This window comes from Cellulosilyticum sp. I15G10I2 (assembly GCF_900095725.1).
In the GTDB taxonomy this organism is placed as follows: domain Bacteria; phylum Bacillota; class Clostridia; order Lachnospirales; family Cellulosilyticaceae; genus FMMP01.
In genome coordinates this window covers 36,695-56,858 of record NZ_FMMP01000028.1, presented here as the reverse complement: position 1 = coordinate 56,858, position 20,164 = coordinate 36,695, and the positions used below count along the sequence as shown (strand labels likewise).

The 20,164-nt window shown below is 33.8% G+C and carries 23 protein-coding genes; 19 read left to right on the top strand and 4 right to left on the bottom strand.

Going from position 1 to position 20,164, the window contains the following annotated elements; translation table 11 throughout:
- Positions 1-374: 374 nt before the first annotated feature.
- From BN3326_RS19180 to BN3326_RS19140, 9 genes are all read left to right on the top strand, one after another.
- Positions 375-1,148: an ABC transporter substrate-binding protein gene (locus tag BN3326_RS19180; protein ID WP_070000866.1), complete on the top strand. Its 774-nt coding sequence runs from the start codon at positions 375-377 to the stop codon at positions 1,146-1,148.
- Between the two features lie 102 nt (positions 1,149-1,250).
- Complete coding sequence (locus tag BN3326_RS19175; RefSeq protein ID WP_242876036.1) at positions 1,251-1,922, top strand: amino acid ABC transporter permease; 672 nt, start codon at positions 1,251-1,253, stop codon at positions 1,920-1,922.
- Position 1,923: 1 nt separating this feature from the next.
- Positions 1,924-2,646, top strand: coding sequence for an amino acid ABC transporter ATP-binding protein (locus BN3326_RS19170; RefSeq protein WP_070000865.1), 723 nt, complete (start codon positions 1,924-1,926; stop codon positions 2,644-2,646).
- A gap of 223 nt (positions 2,647-2,869) precedes the next feature.
- Positions 2,870-3,559 carry an aspartate/glutamate racemase family protein gene (locus BN3326_RS19165; protein ID WP_070000864.1) on the top strand — a complete coding sequence of 230 codons (690 nt, stop codon included), beginning with the start codon at positions 2,870-2,872 and terminating at the stop codon, positions 3,557-3,559.
- Positions 3,560-3,576: 17 nt separating this feature from the next.
- On the top strand, positions 3,577-4,032 hold the full coding sequence (locus BN3326_RS19160) for a C-GCAxxG-C-C family protein (RefSeq protein ID WP_070000863.1): 456 nt from the start codon (positions 3,577-3,579) through the stop codon (positions 4,030-4,032).
- Between the two features lie 43 nt (positions 4,033-4,075).
- Entirely contained in the window at positions 4,076-4,567 is a 492-nt protein-coding gene (locus BN3326_RS19155; RefSeq protein ID WP_330389791.1) for a GNAT family N-acetyltransferase, read from the top strand.
- 180 nt (positions 4,568-4,747) lie between these two features.
- Entirely contained in the window at positions 4,748-6,049 is a 1,302-nt protein-coding gene (locus BN3326_RS19150; protein WP_070000861.1) for a DUF2157 domain-containing protein, read from the top strand.
- The gene (locus BN3326_RS19145) at positions 6,042-6,557 is read left to right on the top strand and encodes a GDYXXLXY domain-containing protein (protein WP_070000860.1); all 516 of its coding nucleotides are present in this window, start codon (positions 6,042-6,044) and stop codon (positions 6,555-6,557) included. The genes BN3326_RS19150 and BN3326_RS19145 overlap by 8 nt, the downstream gene beginning before the upstream one ends.
- A gap of 178 nt (positions 6,558-6,735) precedes the next feature.
- Complete coding sequence (locus tag BN3326_RS19140) at positions 6,736-8,037, top strand: right-handed parallel beta-helix repeat-containing protein (RefSeq protein WP_070000859.1); 1,302 nt, start codon at positions 6,736-6,738, stop codon at positions 8,035-8,037.
- A 210-nt stretch (positions 8,038-8,247) separates the two neighbouring features.
- Here BN3326_RS19140 and feoB read toward each other — a convergent pair whose 3' ends face one another.
- Both feoB and BN3326_RS19130 read right to left on the bottom strand, forming a co-directional pair.
- Positions 8,248-10,395 carry a ferrous iron transport protein B gene (gene feoB, locus BN3326_RS19135; protein ID WP_070000858.1) on the bottom strand — a complete coding sequence of 716 codons (2,148 nt, stop codon included), beginning with the start codon at positions 10,393-10,395 and terminating at the stop codon, positions 8,248-8,250.
- Between the two features lie 23 nt (positions 10,396-10,418).
- Positions 10,419-10,661 (bottom strand): FeoA family protein, encoded by a 243-nt coding sequence (locus BN3326_RS19130; protein ID WP_070000857.1) that lies wholly within the window; start codon positions 10,659-10,661, stop codon positions 10,419-10,421.
- A 153-nt stretch (positions 10,662-10,814) separates the two neighbouring features.
- On the opposite strand from BN3326_RS19130, the gene BN3326_RS19125 reads away from it, so the two are divergent.
- The 5 genes from BN3326_RS19125 (at position 10,815) to gloA (ending at position 13,775) form a co-directional block, all read left to right on the top strand.
- On the top strand, positions 10,815-11,318 hold the full coding sequence (locus BN3326_RS19125) for a metal-dependent transcriptional regulator (RefSeq protein WP_242876035.1): 504 nt from the start codon (positions 10,815-10,817) through the stop codon (positions 11,316-11,318).
- 214 nt (positions 11,319-11,532) lie between these two features.
- Positions 11,533-12,000, top strand: coding sequence for a YbaK/EbsC family protein (locus tag BN3326_RS19120; protein WP_070000856.1), 468 nt, complete (start codon positions 11,533-11,535; stop codon positions 11,998-12,000).
- A gap of 13 nt (positions 12,001-12,013) precedes the next feature.
- Positions 12,014-12,496, top strand: coding sequence for a GNAT family N-acetyltransferase (locus tag BN3326_RS19115; RefSeq protein WP_070000855.1), 483 nt, complete (start codon positions 12,014-12,016; stop codon positions 12,494-12,496).
- Between the two features lie 32 nt (positions 12,497-12,528).
- Positions 12,529-13,287 (top strand): exodeoxyribonuclease III, encoded by a 759-nt coding sequence (locus BN3326_RS19110; RefSeq protein WP_070000854.1) that lies wholly within the window; start codon positions 12,529-12,531, stop codon positions 13,285-13,287.
- Positions 13,288-13,394: 107 nt separating this feature from the next.
- Positions 13,395-13,775: a lactoylglutathione lyase gene (gene gloA / locus BN3326_RS19105; RefSeq protein WP_070000853.1), complete on the top strand. Its 381-nt coding sequence runs from the start codon at positions 13,395-13,397 to the stop codon at positions 13,773-13,775.
- 42 nt (positions 13,776-13,817) lie between these two features.
- Here the strand turns inward: gloA and ilvA are convergent, their stop codons facing one another.
- On the bottom strand, positions 13,818-15,044 hold the full coding sequence (gene ilvA, locus BN3326_RS19100; protein ID WP_070000852.1) for a threonine ammonia-lyase: 1,227 nt from the start codon (positions 15,042-15,044) through the stop codon (positions 13,818-13,820).
- Between the two features lie 199 nt (positions 15,045-15,243).
- On the opposite strand from ilvA, the gene BN3326_RS19095 reads away from it, so the two are divergent.
- On the top strand, positions 15,244-16,734 hold the full coding sequence (locus BN3326_RS19095; protein WP_070000851.1) for a DHH family phosphoesterase: 1,491 nt from the start codon (positions 15,244-15,246) through the stop codon (positions 16,732-16,734).
- Between the two features lie 140 nt (positions 16,735-16,874).
- Here BN3326_RS19095 and BN3326_RS19090 read toward each other — a convergent pair whose 3' ends face one another.
- Positions 16,875-17,066: a hypothetical protein gene (locus BN3326_RS19090; protein WP_070000850.1), complete on the bottom strand. Its 192-nt coding sequence runs from the start codon at positions 17,064-17,066 to the stop codon at positions 16,875-16,877.
- A gap of 179 nt (positions 17,067-17,245) precedes the next feature.
- Between BN3326_RS19090 and BN3326_RS19085 the strand changes: the two genes are divergently transcribed.
- The 4 genes from BN3326_RS19085 to BN3326_RS19070 are packed head-to-tail and all read left to right on the top strand — an operon-like array spanning position 17,246 to position 20,025.
- A complete protein-coding gene (locus tag BN3326_RS19085; protein ID WP_070000849.1) occupies positions 17,246-17,566 on the top strand; it encodes a PadR family transcriptional regulator in 321 nt (106 codons plus the stop codon).
- A gap of 30 nt (positions 17,567-17,596) precedes the next feature.
- Positions 17,597-18,262 (top strand): permease prefix domain 1-containing protein, encoded by a 666-nt coding sequence (locus BN3326_RS19080; protein WP_070000848.1) that lies wholly within the window; start codon positions 17,597-17,599, stop codon positions 18,260-18,262.
- 5 nt (positions 18,263-18,267) lie between these two features.
- The gene (locus BN3326_RS19075; RefSeq protein WP_070000847.1) at positions 18,268-19,347 is read left to right on the top strand and encodes a DUF4097 family beta strand repeat-containing protein; all 1,080 of its coding nucleotides are present in this window, start codon (positions 18,268-18,270) and stop codon (positions 19,345-19,347) included.
- A gap of 24 nt (positions 19,348-19,371) precedes the next feature.
- Positions 19,372-20,025, top strand: a complete 654-nt coding sequence (locus tag BN3326_RS19070) for a nitrite/sulfite reductase domain-containing protein (RefSeq protein ID WP_070000846.1) — start codon at positions 19,372-19,374, stop codon at positions 20,023-20,025.
- Positions 20,026-20,164: the final 139 nt, after the last annotated feature.

Here is a 20,164-nt window from a genome sequence, read left to right as displayed (position 1 = left end):
AATAATAATTATTATATAGATAATCGTGAAGTAGAATGGATGAGTAGTTGATTGTCGAGCTGGATTACGTATTTTAAGTGTGGAATTTAGTAAGGCTTTCACCGAAACGAAAATTTATTTGAAAAATGAAAGTTATATATTAGAACTGGGGTCTGTCTAGGATCAAATGGTCATGGACTATGCTATCTTTGGTGGCGTAAAACGAGCTTTGTGCGAAGTTTAGACACTCTAACTCTATTAATCATAGAGTTAGAGTGTCTTTTTTATTTTTTAAATTGGTAAATAATGTAAGGGAGGGATATATTCGTGCAAGTAACTTAGGCTATTTTATTCAGTTACGAGGACCAAATAAAAATTAAAAAGGAGATTCAAAAATGAAAAAAATTATTTTATTTATGTTAACATCAGTTGTTGTATTGCTTATGGGATGTAATAAGGATCAAAGTACATATGAAAAAATCCAAAAGTCAAAAGAAATGTCATTTGCAATGACAGGAGCCTATCCACCTTTTAACTTTATTAACGAGGAGGGTGAATTAGATGGTTTTGATATTGATATTGCCAATGCTTTAGCTGAACAAATGGGGGTTAAGGCGGTGCCTATTACCACAGCTTGGGATGGTATTATAGGAGGACTTGAAAGTTCAAGATTTGATACGATTATAGGAAGTATGGCTATTACAGAAGAAAGACTTGAACGAGTAAGCTTTACACAGCCGTACTATTATGATGGTGCTCAGTTTTTTACAGTTTCTTCATCAGAATTAACAAGTATTGAAGAATTAGAAAATGGTAAAGTAGGAGTAGTTACGGGAACAACTTTTCACGATGCATTGCTTCAAATGGAAAATATCACACAAATCCTACAATTCGAAAGTGATGTAGATAATTTTATGACAGTAGAACAAGGCAGATCAGATGGACTTGTAACAGCAAAATTTGTAGGGCTACAAGCTCCAGAGAAATATGGTGTTGATATTAAGCCAGTCGGCCCTATGCTTTATGCAGAGAATATTGGTATAGCTGTTAGAAAAGATGATGAAGAGTTACTAAATGCACTGAATGAAAGCTTAGATAAAATTATTGAGAATGGAACGTATAGTCAGATTAGTGATAAGTGGTTTGGCGTTAATATTTTAGAAAAGTAATCTATGGATAATCAATTTTAATATAACTAAGAACTGAAAATACTAAGGAGGATATATCGCAATCTTCTTAGTATTTTCTTACGTACAACAGGGAGGTGCTAAGTGGAAGGGATTATAGAATTTGTACAGACAGTTATTAAGTTTATGCCCAAATTTTTACCAGGTGTTTTAACAACTTTGCAGTTGTCAATATTTTCTATTATACTAGGAACACTATTTGGACTATTTATAACGCTATTGAAGCTTTCAAAAAGTAAGGTGCTAAGTAGGATTGCAGATTTTTATGTTACGCTTGTTAGGGGCACACCATTATTGCTACAATTATTTTTTATCTTTTATGGTTTGCCTCAAATAGGGTTTGAAATTGGAAGATTTACATCAGCGATTATTGGGCTCGCTTTTCACAGTGGCGCGTATATTAGTGAAATTTTTAGAGGCGCTATTTTGTCTATTGATTATGGTCAGGATGAGGCTGCAAGGGCACTGGGAATGACAAAAACACAATCTTTTAAGCATGTCATTTTGCCACAGGCTTTTAAACGTTCTGTGCCAGCCTTAGGCAATCAGTTTATTATAGCTGTTAAAGATTCATCCTTAGCAAGTGTTATAACTATTACCGAAACAATGTTATTAGCCAGACAATATGTTGCAGCAACCTATCAAGTATTTCCTATTTTCTTTCTGGCCGCTTGCTACTACTTAATTATTATCTTGTCTTTAACTAAACTTCTTGCAAAACTGGAGATGAAGTTAAAAGTAAATGAGAGGAGTTAGTATGATAGAAATAAAAAATTTACATAAAAATTTTGGTGAACTAGAAGTTTTAAAAGGAATTGATCTCACAATTAATGAAAGAGAAGTTGTAAGCATTATTGGGGGGAGCGGTTCAGGAAAAAGTACACTGCTTAGATGTATTAATTGTTTAGAAAAAAAAGATAGCGGAGATATTATTATTGATGGACATCCTATAACGGGATCTAGTTCAGATAAGAATCAGCTGCGTCAAAAAGTAGGAATGGTCTTTCAAAGGTTTAATTTATTTCCGCATATGACTGTTATTAAAAATGTGATGTCAGGACCGCTTGTTATTAAAAAGATAGATAAGGAGACAGCGGAGACAAAAGCATTAAAACTACTAAAAAAAGTTGGTTTAGAGGAAAAAGCTTATGAGTATCCAGCTATGTTATCCGGAGGTCAGCAGCAAAGAGTTGCCATCGCAAGAGCTCTTGCAATGGAGCCGGCTGTTATGCTATTTGACGAACCTACATCAGCGCTCGATCCAGAGCTTGTTGGAGAAGTACTTCAAGTTATTCAAAACCTTGCTAAGGAGGGAATGACCATGATTATTGTTACTCATGAGATGGGTTTTGCAAAAGAAGTGTCTGATAAAGTTGTTTTTTTATTTGAAGGAAAAATTGCAGAAATGGGAACATCCGATGAGATATTTAATAAGCCAAAACACGAAAGACTAATAAGTTTCTTAAACACAGTATGGTAATGGTTTTAGAAAATATGTCCTATATAACACAGAAAAAACACTTGGAATTATTTTTCTAAGTGTTTTTTCTATATTATATAATTTTATTAAGTGACAAAAAAGCTATCGAGGTAGAATATTAAGTGAATATTGAGAAATATTATAGGACATATGCTATAATGTAGAAAATTAATGGAATAGTATGGTGACACAGTTATTCAGTTATTAAAAAGGAGGAAAATAGATGAAGACAATAGGCCTTATTGGTGGAATGAGTTGGGAGTCAACAATGAGTTATTATAAGATTATCAATACATATATAAAAGAGGCTTTAGGGGGACTACATAGTGCAAAATGTATTTTATACAGTGTAGATTTTCAGGAGATTGAAGGATGTCAGTTAAAAGGTGAGTGGGATAAAGCTGGAGAGATACTAAGCAGCGCTGCTAAATCATTAGAAAAGGCTGGGGCTGATTTTATTATTTTATGTACCAATACTATGCATAAGAATACAAAAGAGATTTGCAGCAGAATAAGCATTCCATTTCTACATATAGCAGATCTTACAGCCAAAACACTGATAGATGATAAAAAGACTAAGGTGGGTTTACTAGGTACGAAGTACACGATGGAAGAACACTTTTATAAAGGTAAACTTAAAGATTTAGGGTTAGAAGTAGTTATACCTAATGAGGCTGAGAGACACTTCGTGAATAAAGTGATCTTTGACGAATTGTGTTTAGGAAAACTTAAAACATCTTCAAAAGAAAGATTTATAAAAATAATAGATGCTCTTAAAGCGAAAGGCGTTGAAGCAGTAATTTTAGGATGTACGGAGATTGGGATACTGATTAAGCAAGAAGATAGTAGCCTACCACTTTATGATACGGCTTTTATTCATGCAACAGAGGCAGCGAAATATGCGCTGAGATAGAAAAGGAGAAAAGGAATATGGATCTAAGTGTCTTTATAGATGAGCAAGTATATAAATTTTATTGGGAGGAAGATTATAATTGTGCTACGACCTCACTAAAAACATTAAGTGCTATTTATAATATTCAACTATCTTCACAAGTGATTGACGCAGCTCAAGGAATGCATGGCGCAGGAAAATACGGAGCGCAATGTGGGCTTGTTGAGGGGTGTTTAATGTTTATAGGTATTTATGGAACACATATAGGGCTAGAGCAGTCAGTAATAGTAAAGACGTGCTATGATTTTGCTGAAAGTTTTGAAGAACATTTTAGGAGCATACGATGCTCCGATTTAAGGCCAGGAGGGTTTCAAAAAACAGATCCCCCTCATTTATGTGAAGCACTTACTAAAAAAGCACTGTTATTTTCTGTTGACCATTTAAATAACGTATTTATACACAATAAAATTGAAATACCAAAGCTAAATAACTAAAGGCCAGGCACGATAATTATTTAAAAGGAGAGGAATGAGAGATATGTTAGATAATAAGTTTAAGATGAGATTTGCCGGGGAGGAAGATAGTTCTTTAATCATGTATTTTATTAAAGAACTTGCAAAATATGAGAACCTATTAGATCAAGTGGTAGCTACAGAAGAGGTTTTAAATGAATGGTTATTTAAGCAAAAGACTGCCGAAGTTATTATAGGTGAATATGAAGGTAAGCCTATAGGTTTCATGCTGTTTTTCTATAACTTTTCCACTTTCTTAGGAAAAGCGGGAATCTATTTAGAGGATCTTTACATCGAGCCGGGTATGAGGGGGAAGGGACTCGGGAAATTCATGTTACAATACTTAGCACAGCTGGCACTAGAAAGAAATTGTGGAAGACTTGAATGGTGGTGTTTAAACTGGAATGAACCATCAATCAACTTTTATAAGCACTTAGGTGCCGTGCCTATGGATGAATGGACTGTATACCGCGTAAGCGGGGAGGCATTAAATCAGTTAGCAGCTAAAGCTGAATAGGAAGAAAATATTTACAATTGAATGCAGGCAGGAACTTTCTTTGGGTTTAGAAGCTTAGTTAGGATTAGATTATATAAAGGGAAGGTGTATAAAAAAAGTAAAATAACAAAGTATAGTGATAGGACAAATAGTGTATCAATAGATAATCTATTAATGAAAAAGTATCCGTGGAGGTAGCGTGTGAAAAGTAAATATGACAGATGGTTAACTCGTGAGATGAAAACATGGCGGGAGATAGGTCTTGTAGATACTGATACAGTAACAAAAATAGAAGGCTACTATAATGAAAGAGTTATCCAAGAATCAAATAAGTTAGGTGGTGTACTTGGTATATTAGGATTTATTCTTATAGGACTAGGGATTATACTTATCCTTGCTAAAAACTGGGATCTTTTCCCCAGAGGTGCAAAAGTAACACTTTCATTTTTGCCTTTTTTAATAGGAAGCCTCATGGGAATGATTGTTCTCAAAAAGCATATCTCTGGATGGATTAAAGAAGCTATAGCTGTTTTTACAACTATAGGAATTGTAACGGCAGTAGTAATGAGCGGACAGATATACCATATAATAGCCGAAGAGTGGATGCTGTTTTTTATTATAACACTGTTGACGCTACCGCTTATTTACTTATATGACTCGACCTTAACATTAGCTGCATATTTAATACTAGGCAGTATATGCATGTTTATGACTGACTTAATTGAACTATGGATCAAACTAGGTTTAGGCATAAGCATTATAGGTGCAAGCATACCTTATGTTATCAAATGGTACAAAAAAGACAGAGTAAATATTGAAACGAGTTGGTCCAGTGCATTTATAGCATTAGCTGGCTTTTTATTTATCACTTCACTTGTACACGATGGGGTGCTGCTTCGGGAACTTTATATCGTTTATTTTATACTTATTCTAGGTATAGATGCAGGGCTCTATGAAGAAGATGTTTCATTGGGAACGAGACCTTTTGCTGTTATAGGAAATATAGGACTTTATATTATGTTATTTATTTTTACCTTTAAAGAGTTTTGGTACTATATAGATACAAGTAACGTAGCAGGGGAGTACATGATCATTATAGCCTTCTTTTTAGTAATAACTATCGGAATAGTGATAGGGCTTATAAAACTAAAAAGAAATTTCACAAAACGTATCTATATTTATTTGATAGCAGTAATTATGATTATTACTTTTAGAGTGCTAGGATTATTAAATCCACATACATCTTCGGTCCTTGCCATTTTATTAAATATATTTTTTGTAACACTTGCGTTTATTACTTTAAAAGAGGGTATAAATTATAGTAGTCAAGGTCGCATGAATATGGGACTATTACTTTTAGCAGCTATTACAATTGCAAGGTTTTTTGATAGTGAATTTTCTTTTTTAGTTAAAGGTATTGTTTTTATTACTTGCGGGGCAGTTTTTTTATTAGCTAACTTTTATCTTATGAAAAAACGTAAAAAGGAGCTAAGAAATGTTTAAAAATAATAGGCGGTTTCAATTATTAATCATTACTTTCTTTGTGCAGTTCTTAATTATTTTATATATTAGCTTATCTTATGAAATTGTAGCGCTTATAGGAAATACTTATCAATTTAAAATAGAAGGATATGATCCTATAGATCCTTTAAGAGGAAGATATCTTGCATATATAATTGATACAGATACGATAACAAATCAACTTGGTGATTATACAGGACGGTGCTACATTACTATTGCAAAAGACAATGAAGGTTACGCATATTTAGATCGCACGTATAAAGAGAAACCTAAAGAAGTGGATTATATTGTAGCACAAAAATATGGAGAAGAGTATTATCAAACATATTTTACAAAGTATTTTATTAATGAAGCAGTTGCTCAAAAAGCAGAAGAGCTATTTAGGGAAAATAATGAACAAGGTTTAGTTGTTGTAAAAGTTAAAAATGGCAGAAGTATTGTAGAAGGACTTTATATTGGAGATAAGTTAATAGAAAATTACTTTGAATAATAAAAGCATAAAAAGGAGTAAGATGAAATAGAGGCAGTCTATTGGTTATTTCAACTTAATCCTTTTTGTTATTAAAATATAAGTCAGTCAAATAGATTAATTTTATATTGCCTTAATATTCATAGAATACAAGTAAATGACGATATACTTTATAGCGAAATAAAAAAGGGGAATTTAAATGAAACATCCATTTGCATACGAAACAGTTGAAAGAAAATATACCTATGTTTTAGGGATTGCTATGGTTGTATTTGAAAAGGGAGAGCCCACAAAAAGACAAGAAGAGTATTTAAAAAAACTTGTAAAAGATATGGAGCTTTATGATGAAGAATTAGATAAGGTTCTAGAAGTTGCAAGACAATACCAAGCAATTAAGGATAAAGTAGTAAGTGTTCTAGATACACAGGATAAAAAATATTGTTTTCTTATGGACCTCTATAGTATGCTGGATGGAACAAGTGAAACTGACCAGGAACTTTTAATTGCTATTGATCCGGCCATAAAATTTCTAGATATAACACAATCAGAATTTAATTATATAAAGCAAGCCCATAGAAGGCGTTTAGATTATCAGAATAAATACTATTTAGAAGAAATTAGCAAAGAGTATAAGGGCAATCAGTACGATCTAGAGGAAGATTCTTTAGAGTGCTATGCCAGTGATGAAAACTGTATTTTGCAGGAGGAGTGTATTCTCCAAAAAGGTGAAGAACTTATTATTACAAAGTCTTATAAAGTATCAGGAAATATCAAGGTGTTAAAAGGAGCAAAACTCATTTTTAACGAAGCACAAGTAGAAATAAGTGCATCTATTCAAATAGAGGAGGGCTATCTGGAAATACGAAATTCTAATTTTAAGAGCAACAAGGAGCTGCGTGGGGTCATGTTTGTGATTATGGATACAACTGTACATATTGAAAACAGTCACTTTGACGGCAATGATGCAACAGGTATATGGTGCCATATAAATGGAGAACTTTTTATAGAAAACAGTACTTTTACAAATACTGCAAATAGATCATGTCTCACGCTTTGGGATTGCCAGGCACGTATAAAAACAAGCTATTTCGCAGGATGCAGATCAGAAAAAAGCAGTGGAGGAGCTATCTATACAAATAGTAATTTAGAAGTATTAGGAACTTCTTTTAAAGATTGCAGTGCTTATAACGGTGGGGCAATCTATAGGTTTGCTGATTTGATTCCATGGGTAAAAGAAGATATAGTAACAGGTGTTGATGTGAAAAAAAGATATCGAGAAGAAAATAAAATGATTACACTTTTTGGAAGCAAAATAGACTTTATACCTATTCCTAAAAGTTTTAAGCGTATAGCATATCCTCTTATATTATGTGATAATCAATTTTTATATTGCAAAGCATACAAAAGGGGGATTGTATGTGCTTATGAGTCACAAGTAATTATCAATAAAAAAAATATTTTTAGCAGATGTGAAGGACAAAATATTTATTACTATGAATAGTAAATATATAAAGATAGTACATAAGGCTTTATGCGTTAGCTTTATGTACTATCTTTATGAGATAGGAAAGTACGTCTTGCTTGCAAGGGACCCAACTTTCTTGTTTCATAAGCGTGTGCATTTTTTGCACACTTTCTTGTATCTGGGGGGAAAGAAGTTAATAAAAAGTGATGTTAGGCATCAATGCATAAAGAAGCCTTCTCTTAATAATTATACTAGGTTAAGCAGTATCGCACCCTGAGCAACAATAAAGCATATTACTATTCCTGTGAGTGTTGGGACTAAAAAAGAAATTAAAGCCCATTTTAAACTTTGCGTTTCTTTGCGAATTGTCCAGAGTGTAGTAGCACAAGGCCAGTGGTTTAATGCAAACAACATGGTGCAAATGGCTGTTAGTGAACTCCAACCGTTTTGAACAAATAATTGTCTCGTCTGCTCCAAGCTACCAAGTTCTAACATAGAGCCTTTAGACATATAACCCATTATTAAAATAGGAATAACGATTTCATTAGCTGGAAGGCCTAGTATGAAGGCCATCATAATATAACCATCCATACCTAATAACCTGCTGAAAGGATCTAAAAATAAGGCACAATGGGTCAGAATACTTATATCACCTATCATAATATTAGCCATAAGCCAAATCACAAGACCAGCAGGGGCAGCTACCATGGCAGCGCGTCCCAGTACAAACAAAGTACGGTCAAAAATAGAGTGAATAATAATTCTTCCTACCTGGGGTTTTCTATAAGGAGGTAGTTCCAAAGTAAATGAAGATGGCAGCCCCTTTAATATAGTTTTGGATAATAGCTTAGATATAAAGAGTGTGAGTACTACGCCTAATATAATGGCACCCAATACAGATAAGGCTGCTATTAGAGAACTAAAAGCACCGGTAGTTCCAGCGATAAAGATAGTAGAGAGAGCGATTAAAGTTGGAAAGCGTCCATTACATGGTACAAAATTATTCGTAATAATAGCAATAAGTCTTTCGCGTGGAGAATCAATAATACGGCATGAAATAATTCCAGCAGCATTACAGCCAAAGCCCATACACATGGTTAGAGCTTGCTTGCCATGAGCGCAGGCTTTTTTAAAAAAGTGATCTAAGTTAAATGCAACCCGTGGCAAGTAGCCTAGATCTTCAAGCAAAGTAAATAAAGGAAAGAAAATAGCCATCGGAGGCAGCATTACAGACACAACCCAAGCAAGTGTTCGGTATATACCGAGTATAAGAGCACCATGTAGCCAAGCCGGTGTATTAAGCCACATAAAAAGGGCACTCAGCTGATCTTCGATCCAGAATAATCCATCGGCAAGCAGAGCTGATGGGACGTTGGCCCCTTCTATTGTCAGCCAGAAAATAATGCCTAAGAGTCCTATCATAATGGGTATGCCAAAGAGGTTGGAAGTAAGAATATTATCAATTTTACGATCCGTTTGGTTATATTCTTTATCTTCAAAAAAAACAACCTGATCACAAATAGTTTCAGATGTTTTAATAATGTTGGAAACAATATGGTCTCTCAAATCATTTATATCTGTATTTTCCTCTTTAAGATACATATGCACTTGATCTATTTTTTGATTTAACAGCTTATCTCCTGCTAAATCAAAATGAAGGTAATTATTCATAGATTCTAATAACATATCATCCCCGTCAATCAAACGAAGAGAAGTCCATTCATTATTTATTTTATGATCTATAAGCTGGTGTATGTGGGGTTTAACTTCTTGGATTACCTTTTCAAGAAGCATATCGTACTTGATTTTAATTGGGGTGGTTTTAAGTTCCCCTCGTACGACTTGTTGGATAGATTCTTTTAGCTCATTGAGGCCCTTACCATTTCTTGCAGTAGTTCCTACTACGGGTACTCCTAAAAGTTCAGATAGCTTTTTGAGGTCAATATTAATTTTTTTACGGTTGGCTTCGTCCAGAAGATTAACACATACAACTACTTTATCTGTAATTTCTAGTATTTGAAGCACAAGGTTTAGGTTTCTTTCTAAGCAAGTTGCGTCAACAACGACTACCGTTGCATGAGGATTACCAAAAAGAATAAAGTCTCTTGCAACCTGTTCTTCAACAGAACTTGCAAGTAAAGAATAGGTGCCTGGTAAATCTACTAATATATATTTTTCATCTTTATATGTATATTTCCCTTGAGCATTGGCAACAGTTTTGCCAGGCCAGTTTCCTGTGTGTTGATTAAGACCCGTGAGGCTGTTAAAGACTGTGCTTTTACCAGTATTTGGATTGCCAGCGAGTGCAATGATAAGATCGTCAGGTGATTCAATTTGTACTTCAAACATTTCTTTTAAAGCACCAGCACCTGTAGATTGATTAGTCAACCCCATTTATAAATCCTCCTTTACTATACTCACTCTATTGATTCAACGAAAATTTTATATGTTTCCTCTAAGCGCAGAGCAATAACAGTACCTCTGATTGCATAAGCAATAGGATCACCAAAAGGACTTTTGCTTAAGGATTCTATGGTTGTATCAAAAATAAGTCCAAGGTCCAGTATTCTCCTACGAGAAACGCCACTGCAAGTTAGTTTTTTTACTTTAGCCCTACAGCCTATAGGAAGATCGTGTAGAGGGATTAAGTTTGGATTCATCAAATTACCTCCTTTTTATAATTTTTTATGTTTTTACATCATAAGTTAGTCATAGGAAACTTTATTTGTTAAAGCTAATAATTACTATATGCATTAATGTTTAAGTTTGTAGCATGTTTTGCAAAAAAATGGTGATAAAAGAGGGTGAATAATTTGAAGGAAGTAAAAGAATTTCATACCGTTAGAGGCTATCAAATGTTAAATTCAGAGCAGAAGTTATTAACTTCAAGTATGGAAGATTACTTGGAAATGATTTATCGTATTTGTATAAAGGAGGGTTATATTCGTATTAATCAATTAGCATTAAAATTAAATGTAAGGCCTTCATCAACGACTAAAATTGTTCAAAAACTTAAGCACTTAGGACTTATAGAGTACCAAAAATATGCGATTATACAACTAACTGATGAAGGACAGAAGATTGGTCAGTTTCTTTTAAAAAGACATGAGATTATTGAAGCGTTTTTAAGAAAACTTGGGATAGAAGAGACGCTGCTTAAAGATACAGAAATGATGGAACATGATATGAGCCTTAACACAGTAAAAAGCTTAGACCTATTCAATAAGTTTTTAGAGGATAATCCTGAGATCATTGAACAGTATAAGATGTTTAAAGAGAGATGCTATAAAGAGATTAGTTTCGAATCCAACCAATAAAAGTAATGATACATCCCACTAATAAAAAATAACTCTACAACGGTTTTGTATATTACAAGAATTTATTATATAATTAAATTAAAAACTTTCTATCCTATGTAAGGTTAAGATATAAAAGGACGAAGGGATGATTATATTAGAAGAAACAGATACTTTTAGAGAAGATCAATTTTATAGTTATGAAAAGAGCATAATATAGAAAGGAATAGAGAACGTGGGAGTAGCAGAAGTTAAAAAATTTTTTCACCAAAATAATTTTAATAAGGAGATTATTTTTTTAGAAGAAAGCAGTGCAACAGTTACATTGGCAGCTAAAGCATTAGGGGTTGATGAAGAAAGGATTGCGAAATCAATAGCTTTTAATGTTAAAGACAAAAGTATTCTCATTGTTGCTTCAGGAATAGCTAAAATAGATAATAAAAAGTTCAAAACGACATTTAGTACTAAAGCTAAAATGATGTCTTATGAAGAAACGCTTGAAAAGACAGGTCACCCTGTTGGTGGTGTATGTCCTTTTGGACTGCCAAAAGAAGTAGAAATATATATAGATAAAAGCATTGTTCATTTTGATACTATTTATCCGGCAGCTGGAGGTGTTAATGCCATTGTAAAAATGACACCAGATGAGCTTATAGATATTACAGGGGGAAAATGTATAGATGTATGTAAGATAACTATTTAGGAGGAGAGAAGCTATGCAAGGTGTAAATATTGAACTACTTAAAGAAGAAGAAACTGAAGAACTAAGCAATGTGATTTTAGAGGTTTTTGATGAGTTTGTTGCTGGAGATTTCTTAGAAGAAGGTATTACATTATTTAAAGAATTTATAGCACCGTTATCCTTAAAAGACAGGGAGGAGAATGGAGAGGCATTTACACTTCTAGCTAAATACCAAGGTAAAATTATAGGAACTATTTCCATTAAAGATAAAGACCATATTGCACTGTTTTTTGTAAACAAAACTTATCATGGGCAAGGCGTAGGCAAGCTCTTATTTACACAGGCGCTGGATAAGATTCTTTTGAGTGATAGCGGACAAGTCAAGAAAATAACAGTTAATGCGTATCCAAGTTCAGTAGAAGTTTATAAAAGTTTAGGTTTTAAAGTTCAAGGAGAAGGGGATCTTCAAGAAACAAACGGCATTGTCTATTTACCGATGGAGCTCATTTTGCAGTAGTAAATAAGTATGATATAATAAGGAGGAAAATAATGCAACTTATATCATGGAATGTAAATGGTTTAAGAGCTTGTGTGACTAAAGGTTTTTTAGATTTTTTTAAAACAATAGACGCAGATATTTTTTGTCTTCAGGAGATTAAGCTGCAAGAGGGGCAAATAGAGCTGGACCTTCCGGGATATCATCAGTATTTTAATTATGCACAAAAAAAAGGTTATTCAGGAACAGCCATTTTTTCGAAAAAAGAAGCACTGAGTGTAGACTATGGCATAGGCATACCACAGCATGATACAGAAGGAAGGGTTATTACTTTAGAGTTTGACAGCTTTTATATGGTTACAGTGTACACACCTAATGCTCAAAGTGAGCTTGCACGTATTGATTATCGTATGGAATGGGAACAGGATTTTAGGAAATACCTAATGAAGTTAGATGAGAATAAACCGGTTATTTTATGTGGAGATCTCAATGTTGCACATCAACCTATTGACTTAAAAAACCCTAAGGCAAATGAAGGAAATGCGGGGTATAGCCCACAAGAAAGAGAACAATTTAGCAAGCTTCTAGATGCCGGATTTATAGATACTTATCGTTATTTCTATCCTGATAAGGAAGGATCTTATAGTTGGTGGTCCTATAGATTTAGAGCAAGACAAAATAACGCAGGATGGAGAATCGATTATTTTGTGGTATCTAAGAGACTTAAAGATTATTTAGCAGATGCCACTATTTATTCTGAGACACTAGGGTCTGACCATTGTCCAGTAGGACTTGAAATAAACTTAAAGTAATTAGCAGCAGTTATAAGAGTAGGCAAATAGAGTGTGATATGATAAGATAAGTGAGATAATAGAGTTATGAAAAGATAGTTGTGGAAATTTAAAAGGGGGACTAGATCATGAAATATAAAATGCTTCATACCTGTTTAAGAGTTATGGACTTAGATAAATCCTTAGCCTTTTACAAAGATGCACTGGGCTTAATAGAAGTTAAGAGAAAGGACTTTGTAGAACATCAATTTACTTTAGTTTTTTTAACAGATGAAGCTGGATTCTATGAAGTGGAACTTACTTATAATTATAATCCAGAAAAGCCTTACGAAATAGGTAATGGTTTCAGTCATTTAGCTGTGTCAACGCCAGATCTTGAAGGCTCTCGACAAAGACATATTGAGCTTGGTTATGCAGTAACCGATCTAAAGGGACTTCCGGGAGAAAAACCAAGGTATTATTTTGTAACAGATCCAGATGGCTATAAAGTTGAAGTAATACGAGGATAATAGCAAAGAGGGCAGACTATTTAAGCGTTTGCCCTCTTTGCTTTAGTAAATAACTTCAATATGGTAGCCTTCGCTCTCCAAAGTGCTTGTAATTTCTTTAATATGATGATGACCGTTGGTTTCAACGGTTACTTCAAGTGCAACGTAAGTGAGACGATCAAGTGCCTTAAACTGATTATGATCAAGTTTTACGACATTGGCACCTAACTGGGCAAGTATTTGAGCTATTTTAACAAGCTGGCCTGGTGTGTCTTTAAGTTTAACTGAAAAACAAAAGAGTCTTCCTCTAGAGTAAAGACCATGATTAAGTAGTGAAGACATAGTAAGGACGTCAATATTCCCCCCACTAATAACCGAAACCACCTTTTGATCAGTCACATCCAGTTTCTTTAAAGCAGCTACAGAAAGTGCGCCTGTTGCTTCAGCAACAAGTTTATGTTTTTCAACTAATAAAAAGATAGCTTCTATTAGGTCGTGGTCATCTAAAGTAATAATTTCATCCACATAATCTTTAATAATATCAAATGCTAAATGCCCAGGTTTTTTAACAGCAGCACCATCTGCAATGGTATCCACATAAGGAAGATGTACAAGCTTGCCAGAGTCCATAGATAACTTCATAGCCTGTGCACCTGTTGATTCGACACCGATGACTTTAATGTGGGGATTAATCGCCTTAGCCGCAATAGCTATACCACTGATAAGACCGCCCCCCCCAATAGGTACTAAAATAATATCGGTATCAGGGAGTTCTTCTAGTATTTCAAGAGCTATTGTACCCTGACCTGCCATAATATCTATATCATTGAAGGGGTGAATGAAGGTATAACCCTTTTCTTGCTCCAGTTTTCTAGCTTCTTCATAGGCCTCATCATATACATCACCAGCCAGAACGACATTTGCTCCCCAGTTTTTAGTTGCTTTTACTTTAATAAGGGGTGTTGTTTTTGGCATGACAATCGTTACATCTATCCCGAGAGAGTGGCCGGAGTATGCAACACCCTGTGCATGATTACCTGCAGACGAAGCAATAAGTCCGTTGCTTTTTTCAGCATTTGTCAGGCTCATAATTTTGTTAAGTGCACCGCGTATTTTAAAAGAACCTGTTATTTGTAGGTTTTCAGGTTTTAAATAAACTTTATTATCAAATTCTTTGCTAAGTTCATAGCTATAAATGAGCTTAGTTTCAACACATGTATTTTTAATTTTTTCTTTGGCAGCCAAAATATGCTGTAAGGTGAGTGTAGTTTTATGGGTATCATAGGACATAGGTAAAACCTCCGGATATAGAGTTAACATTTCAATGAGCAATATCTTTCTTATTATAATCAATGCATATAGTATATGCAAATAATAAAATGAATTCTCCTTGTTAGAATATTTTGCTATAATGATGTATTGGCGTTTTAAACAGCAATGAGTTATGCTAAAATAATGAGAGGAACGAAAAAAGTATAGGGGGCATATTATGAAGCTTTCGGATTTAAACAATTATTCGAGGATAGTGATTCAATGCCATGATAATCCAGACCCAGACAGCATAGGCGCAGGATATGCTTTGTATAAATTTTTTGAAAATGAAAATAAAGAGGTTAGCCTTATTTACAGCGGAAAACTTAAGATCACTAAACCCAATATTCTAATGCTCATTGAGGAATTTGATATCCCTATACAATATGTAGAAAAAATAGATATTGAAGGGTTGCTTATAACCGTAGATTGTCAATATGGAGCAGGAAATGTTACAAAACTTAATGCAAGAGATATAGCTATTATAGATCATCATCTGCCCGAGGTAGATGAGATAGCAAGATCTGAAATAAGAAGTTTTTTGGCAAGTACTTGTACATTAGTGTGGGATCTTATAAGTAAAGAAAGTTTTAATATTAATGAACATATTGATATTGCTACAGCACTATACTATGGACTTTTTACAGATAGCGGGGGGTTCTCAGAAATCAATCATCCACTTGATAAGGATATGCAAGAGAGTCTTATAATAGATAATAGTGTCATGAGAAAGCTAAAAAGTTCTGTGCTTACTCTAAGAGAACTTGAAATTGCAGGGATGGCACTTATAAGACATTCTTATAATGTAGTGAATAAATTTGTACTTGTAAAAGCGCAGGAGTGTGATCCTAATATACTAGGTTTTATAAGCGATTTGGCACTTCAAGTAGATAGCGTTTATGTATGTGTGGTTTATAATCAAATTAATAGAGGAATTAAATTTTCTGTTAGAAGTTGTGTTAAAGAGATTATGGCCAATGAACTTGCAGCTTACCTCGCAGAAGGTATAGGCTCTGGAGGGGGGCATATAGAAAAAGCAGGAGGATTTATTAGTCAAAAAGAATTTGACAAAAGGCATGCGTACCTTAATGCGGATGAATATTTTTTAAGAAGACTTACAAGGTATTATAGGTCATTTGATGTTATTTATAGTATAGAAGACTATGGCGAAATAGATGACATGCAGCTTTATAAAAAAAGAGCTCTGCCAGTTGGTTTTGTACCCTTAACAGATATATTACCTGATAATACACCCATTGTTATAAGAACGCTTGAGGGAGATCTTGATTTGCTGGCCAATCAAGATATTTATGCCATGATTGGCATAAAAGGAGAGGTATATCCTACTACAAAAGAAAAGTTTGAAAAGAATTATACAGTTTTAGAAGAGCAATATGACTTAGAACTTGAATACTTTCCTAGTATAAGAAATAAAAAAGACAGCAGCACCATACATCTGCGCCAGTACGCCAAAAAGTGCATTTCAAAAGGCGAAAGTTACATTTATGCGAGACCTCTAAAAAAGGCTGTTAAAGTGTTTACCGCATGGGATAGAGAAAAATATATGTATGGCAAGATCGGCGATTATCTGGCGGTTAAAAAAGATGACAACAGAGATATTTATGTGATAGAAAAGGAAATTTTCGCGCAAACTTATGATAAACTCTAAGATGATTAAGTCGTTTAATGAATAAGTGCTATTTAAGCGGTAAATGAAAATAAGCAAAAGACACTCAAAAAAGACTAACGTTGGAGATGATTGCCACGGTTAGTCTTTTTTGAGCTAGCTCGCTTCTAGGCTCTCTTTTTTTAGATATCATCTACATCTGTTTCTTCACCGTATCTGACGGTTCCTTTAGAACTAAAACTATCTTTTGGATCATAGGCTATAAAACTGCCGTCATTAGGTTCGGAGGAAGAAGTTTTATTTTTAGTTGGGGTATTTATAAGATTTGAAGTGTTTGTTTTAGATTTAGGCGTTATATCTATATATCTTTTCATTTTGTCACCTCTTTTATAAAAGATATAGGAATAGTTTGAACCAAGAAAAAAAATGTATACCTATTTATAAAGATTTATATAGATATATATATAAATATGAAATATACCTTGACAGACGAGGTATATAATACTAATATATAAATATAATTAAGGAGTAAGATGAAAAGCGAGGTGATAGGATGTCCATTACATCGGACTTAATAAGAGGGCATACAGAGACGATTATATTAGCACAATTGATAGTAAAGGATAGCTATGGTTATGAAATTAATAAAGCTATACAAGAAAAGACAGATCATCAGTATGAACTTAAAGAAGCTACTTTGTATAGTGCTTTTCGCAGACTAGAGCAAGCGGGTTTCATATTATCTTATTGGGGGGATGAGACAACTGGGGCGAGAAGACGTTACTATAGTATAACGCCTCTTGGCAAAGCTGCTTATACCAATAACAAAAAAGATTGGGAAGAAGCTAAAAAACTAATTGATCAGCTTATTTAAATGTAAAAACTTATTAGTGGAGGGATCATAATGATTAGTAAAATAAGAAATAAAGTAGATGAATTATTTGAGGAGGCACCTCAAACAAAAAAAGCATTTGAACTAAAAGAAGAACTTATTGTCAATCTAACCGAGAAATACAATGACTTGGCTAGTTTAGGTAAGCCACCCGAAGAGGCTTATAATAATGTCATTGCAAGTATTGGAGATGTTGATGAACTTATAAGAGGGCTTAAACAAAATGATGTGTTAAGTGTTGAAAGAGAAGAAAAGGAACGTAAAAAAACAGCAATGGTTGTAGCAGGTTCTGTAGGTTTATATATTCTGAGTGTAATTTCGCTTATCACGCTTGTAGCAGTAGTTGGAGTAGATGGCGTTATAGCAGTTATGGTGTTTTTAGTTATAGCTGGTGCGTCTACATGTATGCTTATTTATCACTTTATGTCAAAACCAAATTATATAAAAGCAGATGAAACATTAGTAGAAGAGTTCAAAGCGTGGAAGCAAGGGCATGCTCAAAAAAATCAGCTATGTAAATCACTTATATCTATTATGTGGACACTGATTACTGCTATTTATCTTATTATAAGTTTTACACTTCATATATGGGCATATTCGTGGATTATATTTATAATAGGTGCAGTTATTGAACAGATTATTAAGTTAGTATTTGATATGCGTAATACGAGGGAGTGAATTTTGTGAAAAAAATAAGAATCCTGCAAATTATTGAACTCATTATATTAGTTATTATAGCGATAGGTCTTATTAGTTTTTTAAGTAGTGTAAGTAAAAAAAGTATGCATGAAAATAATAATGAGGGCTTTAGTTTTAATTTTGATTTTGATCTATCATCTGGAGAAAGCAAAAATCTTAAAGTATTAAAAGAAGAGCAAGTAAGTGGTGCAGGAATACAAGAAATAGAACTTAAATTTAATAGCACCAATATAGAGATAGCTATAACAGATGATAAGACTATAAATATTATAGAGAGTGCGGTTAGAAAATTAAATGAAGATGAATTATTTACTCTTGTTAATCAAAATGGTAAACTTATAGTAGAAGCTGGTAAAAGAAGACAACGATTTATTTTATTTGGAGCGGGTTTTAATCGACATAAAGTAAAATTATTACTTCCCAAAACATATACACAAGATTTAAAGATTAGTACTTCTTCAGGTGATGTTAAAATACTTAGTGATTTGAAACTAAGAGACATAGACGTAAATCAAGCTTCAGGAGATTTCAGGGCAGATTATATGATAACTGCACAGAATTTTAATGGTGATTTGGCTTCTGGAGATATAAGAATGAAGTATTTAGAGAGCGGTAAGTATGCCTTAAGTACAGCTTCAGGAGACATAACTATAGATTTTATAAAAGGTTCAGGGGATATAGAAACAAGATCTGGAGATATTAGGTTTAAAGAACTTATAGGCGGAAAGTACAATCTTAGTTCAGCATCAGGAGATATAAGTCTGAAAAACGTATACGGTTCAGGAGAGATAAAAACAGCGTCCGGGGATATAAGAGCAGCTTATCAGGAAATCCAAGAATATTCTAAGCTAAGTGCGACCTCAGGGGATATTGATATAGCACTTGCAGAAGGCATCAGTTTTGAAATGGAGGCTAAATGTATATCCGGGGAGATACAAGGTACACTTGATATGGATTATAAAAATAGAAAAGCGAGTGAAGCTAAAGCAGTAATTGGCCAGGGGCCATACGCGACACTGACAATAAATACAGCATCGGGAGATATTACAGTCAATCAAAACTAAATAAGATAAGTAAGAGGGAATCGTATGGGAAAACATTATGGTAATTTACAAAAAGTAAAAGAAGGAAAACGTCGTTATGCTATTACGCCGTATATCCCAGGTGGATTTATTACAGCAGAACAACTGATTAAAATAGGAGAAATCGTCAAAAAATATAAGGGGGTTATTAAGATTACATCAGGGCAAAGGCTGCTTATAACAGATCTTAAAGAAGAAGATTTGGAAGCTATTTGGGATGAATTAGATATGCAGCCTGCTGTTAAGGAGCAAAATAGTGTTAAAAATGTAGAAATGTGCCCGGCTGGTTATTGCAAAAGATCAAAGTATAATACGATATCAACGGGCATGAGGTTAGCGCGCAAATATCAGTGGCAATCTATGCCTTGCAGGACTAAAATAGGGGTTGCGGGATGCAGAAATGCTTGTGGAAGTGTTTATAGTAAAGATGTGGGAGTCATAGCAGATGTTTCAGGATTTCGTGTGGTAGCTGGAGGGAGCAGTGGCTTTCATCCAAGACTTGCAGATATAATAGCAGAAAATCTTACGGAAAAAGAAGCTTTAGAGTTAGTAGACCGCGTTATGATATGCTATAAAGAACAGGCAGAGCCAGGAGAGAAATTAGGATTTTTGATAGATCGTATAGGAGTTGAGGCATTTAAAAGATATTCCGGGATATAAATAGGGGAAAGATTATGGTTATTAATTTTAAAACAAGTAAAAGACTAATAACAGGATAGGCTTTTAAGCCTATCCCGTTATTATAAAAAGAAAAAAAATGAATTTTTATCACTATTAAAATGCGTTAAAATAGACTATA

Excerpts from the sequence above, each read along its gene's own strand:
- BN3326_RS19180 (WP_070000866.1), top strand. The coding sequence starts at position 375 with ATGAAAAAAATTATTTTATTTATGTTAACATCAGTTGTTGTATTGCTT.
- BN3326_RS19170 (WP_070000865.1), top strand. The coding sequence starts at position 1,924 with ATGATAGAAATAAAAAATTTACATAAAAATTTTGGTGAACTAGAAGTT.
- BN3326_RS19165 (WP_070000864.1), top strand. The coding sequence starts at position 2,870 with ATGAAGACAATAGGCCTTATTGGTGGAATGAGTTGGGAGTCAACAATG.
- BN3326_RS19160 (WP_070000863.1), top strand. The coding sequence starts at position 3,577 with ATGGATCTAAGTGTCTTTATAGATGAGCAAGTATATAAATTTTATTGG.
- BN3326_RS19155 (WP_330389791.1), top strand. The coding sequence starts at position 4,076 with ATGTTAGATAATAAGTTTAAGATGAGATTTGCCGGGGAGGAAGATAGT.
- BN3326_RS19145 (WP_070000860.1), top strand. The coding sequence starts at position 6,042 with ATGTTTAAAAATAATAGGCGGTTTCAATTATTAATCATTACTTTCTTT.
- BN3326_RS19140 (WP_070000859.1), top strand. The coding sequence starts at position 6,736 with ATGAAACATCCATTTGCATACGAAACAGTTGAAAGAAAATATACCTAT.
- feoB (WP_070000858.1), bottom strand. The coding sequence starts at position 10,395 with ATGGGGTTGACTAATCAATCTACAGGTGCTGGTGCTTTAAAAGAAATG.
- BN3326_RS19130 (WP_070000857.1), bottom strand. The coding sequence starts at position 10,661 with ATGAATCCAAACTTAATCCCTCTACACGATCTTCCTATAGGCTGTAGG.
- BN3326_RS19115 (WP_070000855.1), top strand. The coding sequence starts at position 12,014 with ATGCAAGGTGTAAATATTGAACTACTTAAAGAAGAAGAAACTGAAGAA.
- BN3326_RS19110 (WP_070000854.1), top strand. The coding sequence starts at position 12,529 with ATGCAACTTATATCATGGAATGTAAATGGTTTAAGAGCTTGTGTGACT.
- gloA (WP_070000853.1), top strand. The coding sequence starts at position 13,395 with ATGAAATATAAAATGCTTCATACCTGTTTAAGAGTTATGGACTTAGAT.
- ilvA (WP_070000852.1), bottom strand. The coding sequence starts at position 15,044 with ATGTCCTATGATACCCATAAAACTACACTCACCTTACAGCATATTTTG.
- BN3326_RS19095 (WP_070000851.1), top strand. The coding sequence starts at position 15,244 with ATGAAGCTTTCGGATTTAAACAATTATTCGAGGATAGTGATTCAATGC.
- BN3326_RS19090 (WP_070000850.1), bottom strand. The coding sequence starts at position 17,066 with ATGAAAAGATATATAGATATAACGCCTAAATCTAAAACAAACACTTCA.
- BN3326_RS19085 (WP_070000849.1), top strand. The coding sequence starts at position 17,246 with ATGTCCATTACATCGGACTTAATAAGAGGGCATACAGAGACGATTATA.
- BN3326_RS19080 (WP_070000848.1), top strand. The coding sequence starts at position 17,597 with ATGATTAGTAAAATAAGAAATAAAGTAGATGAATTATTTGAGGAGGCA.
- BN3326_RS19070 (WP_070000846.1), top strand. The coding sequence starts at position 19,372 with ATGGGAAAACATTATGGTAATTTACAAAAAGTAAAAGAAGGAAAACGT.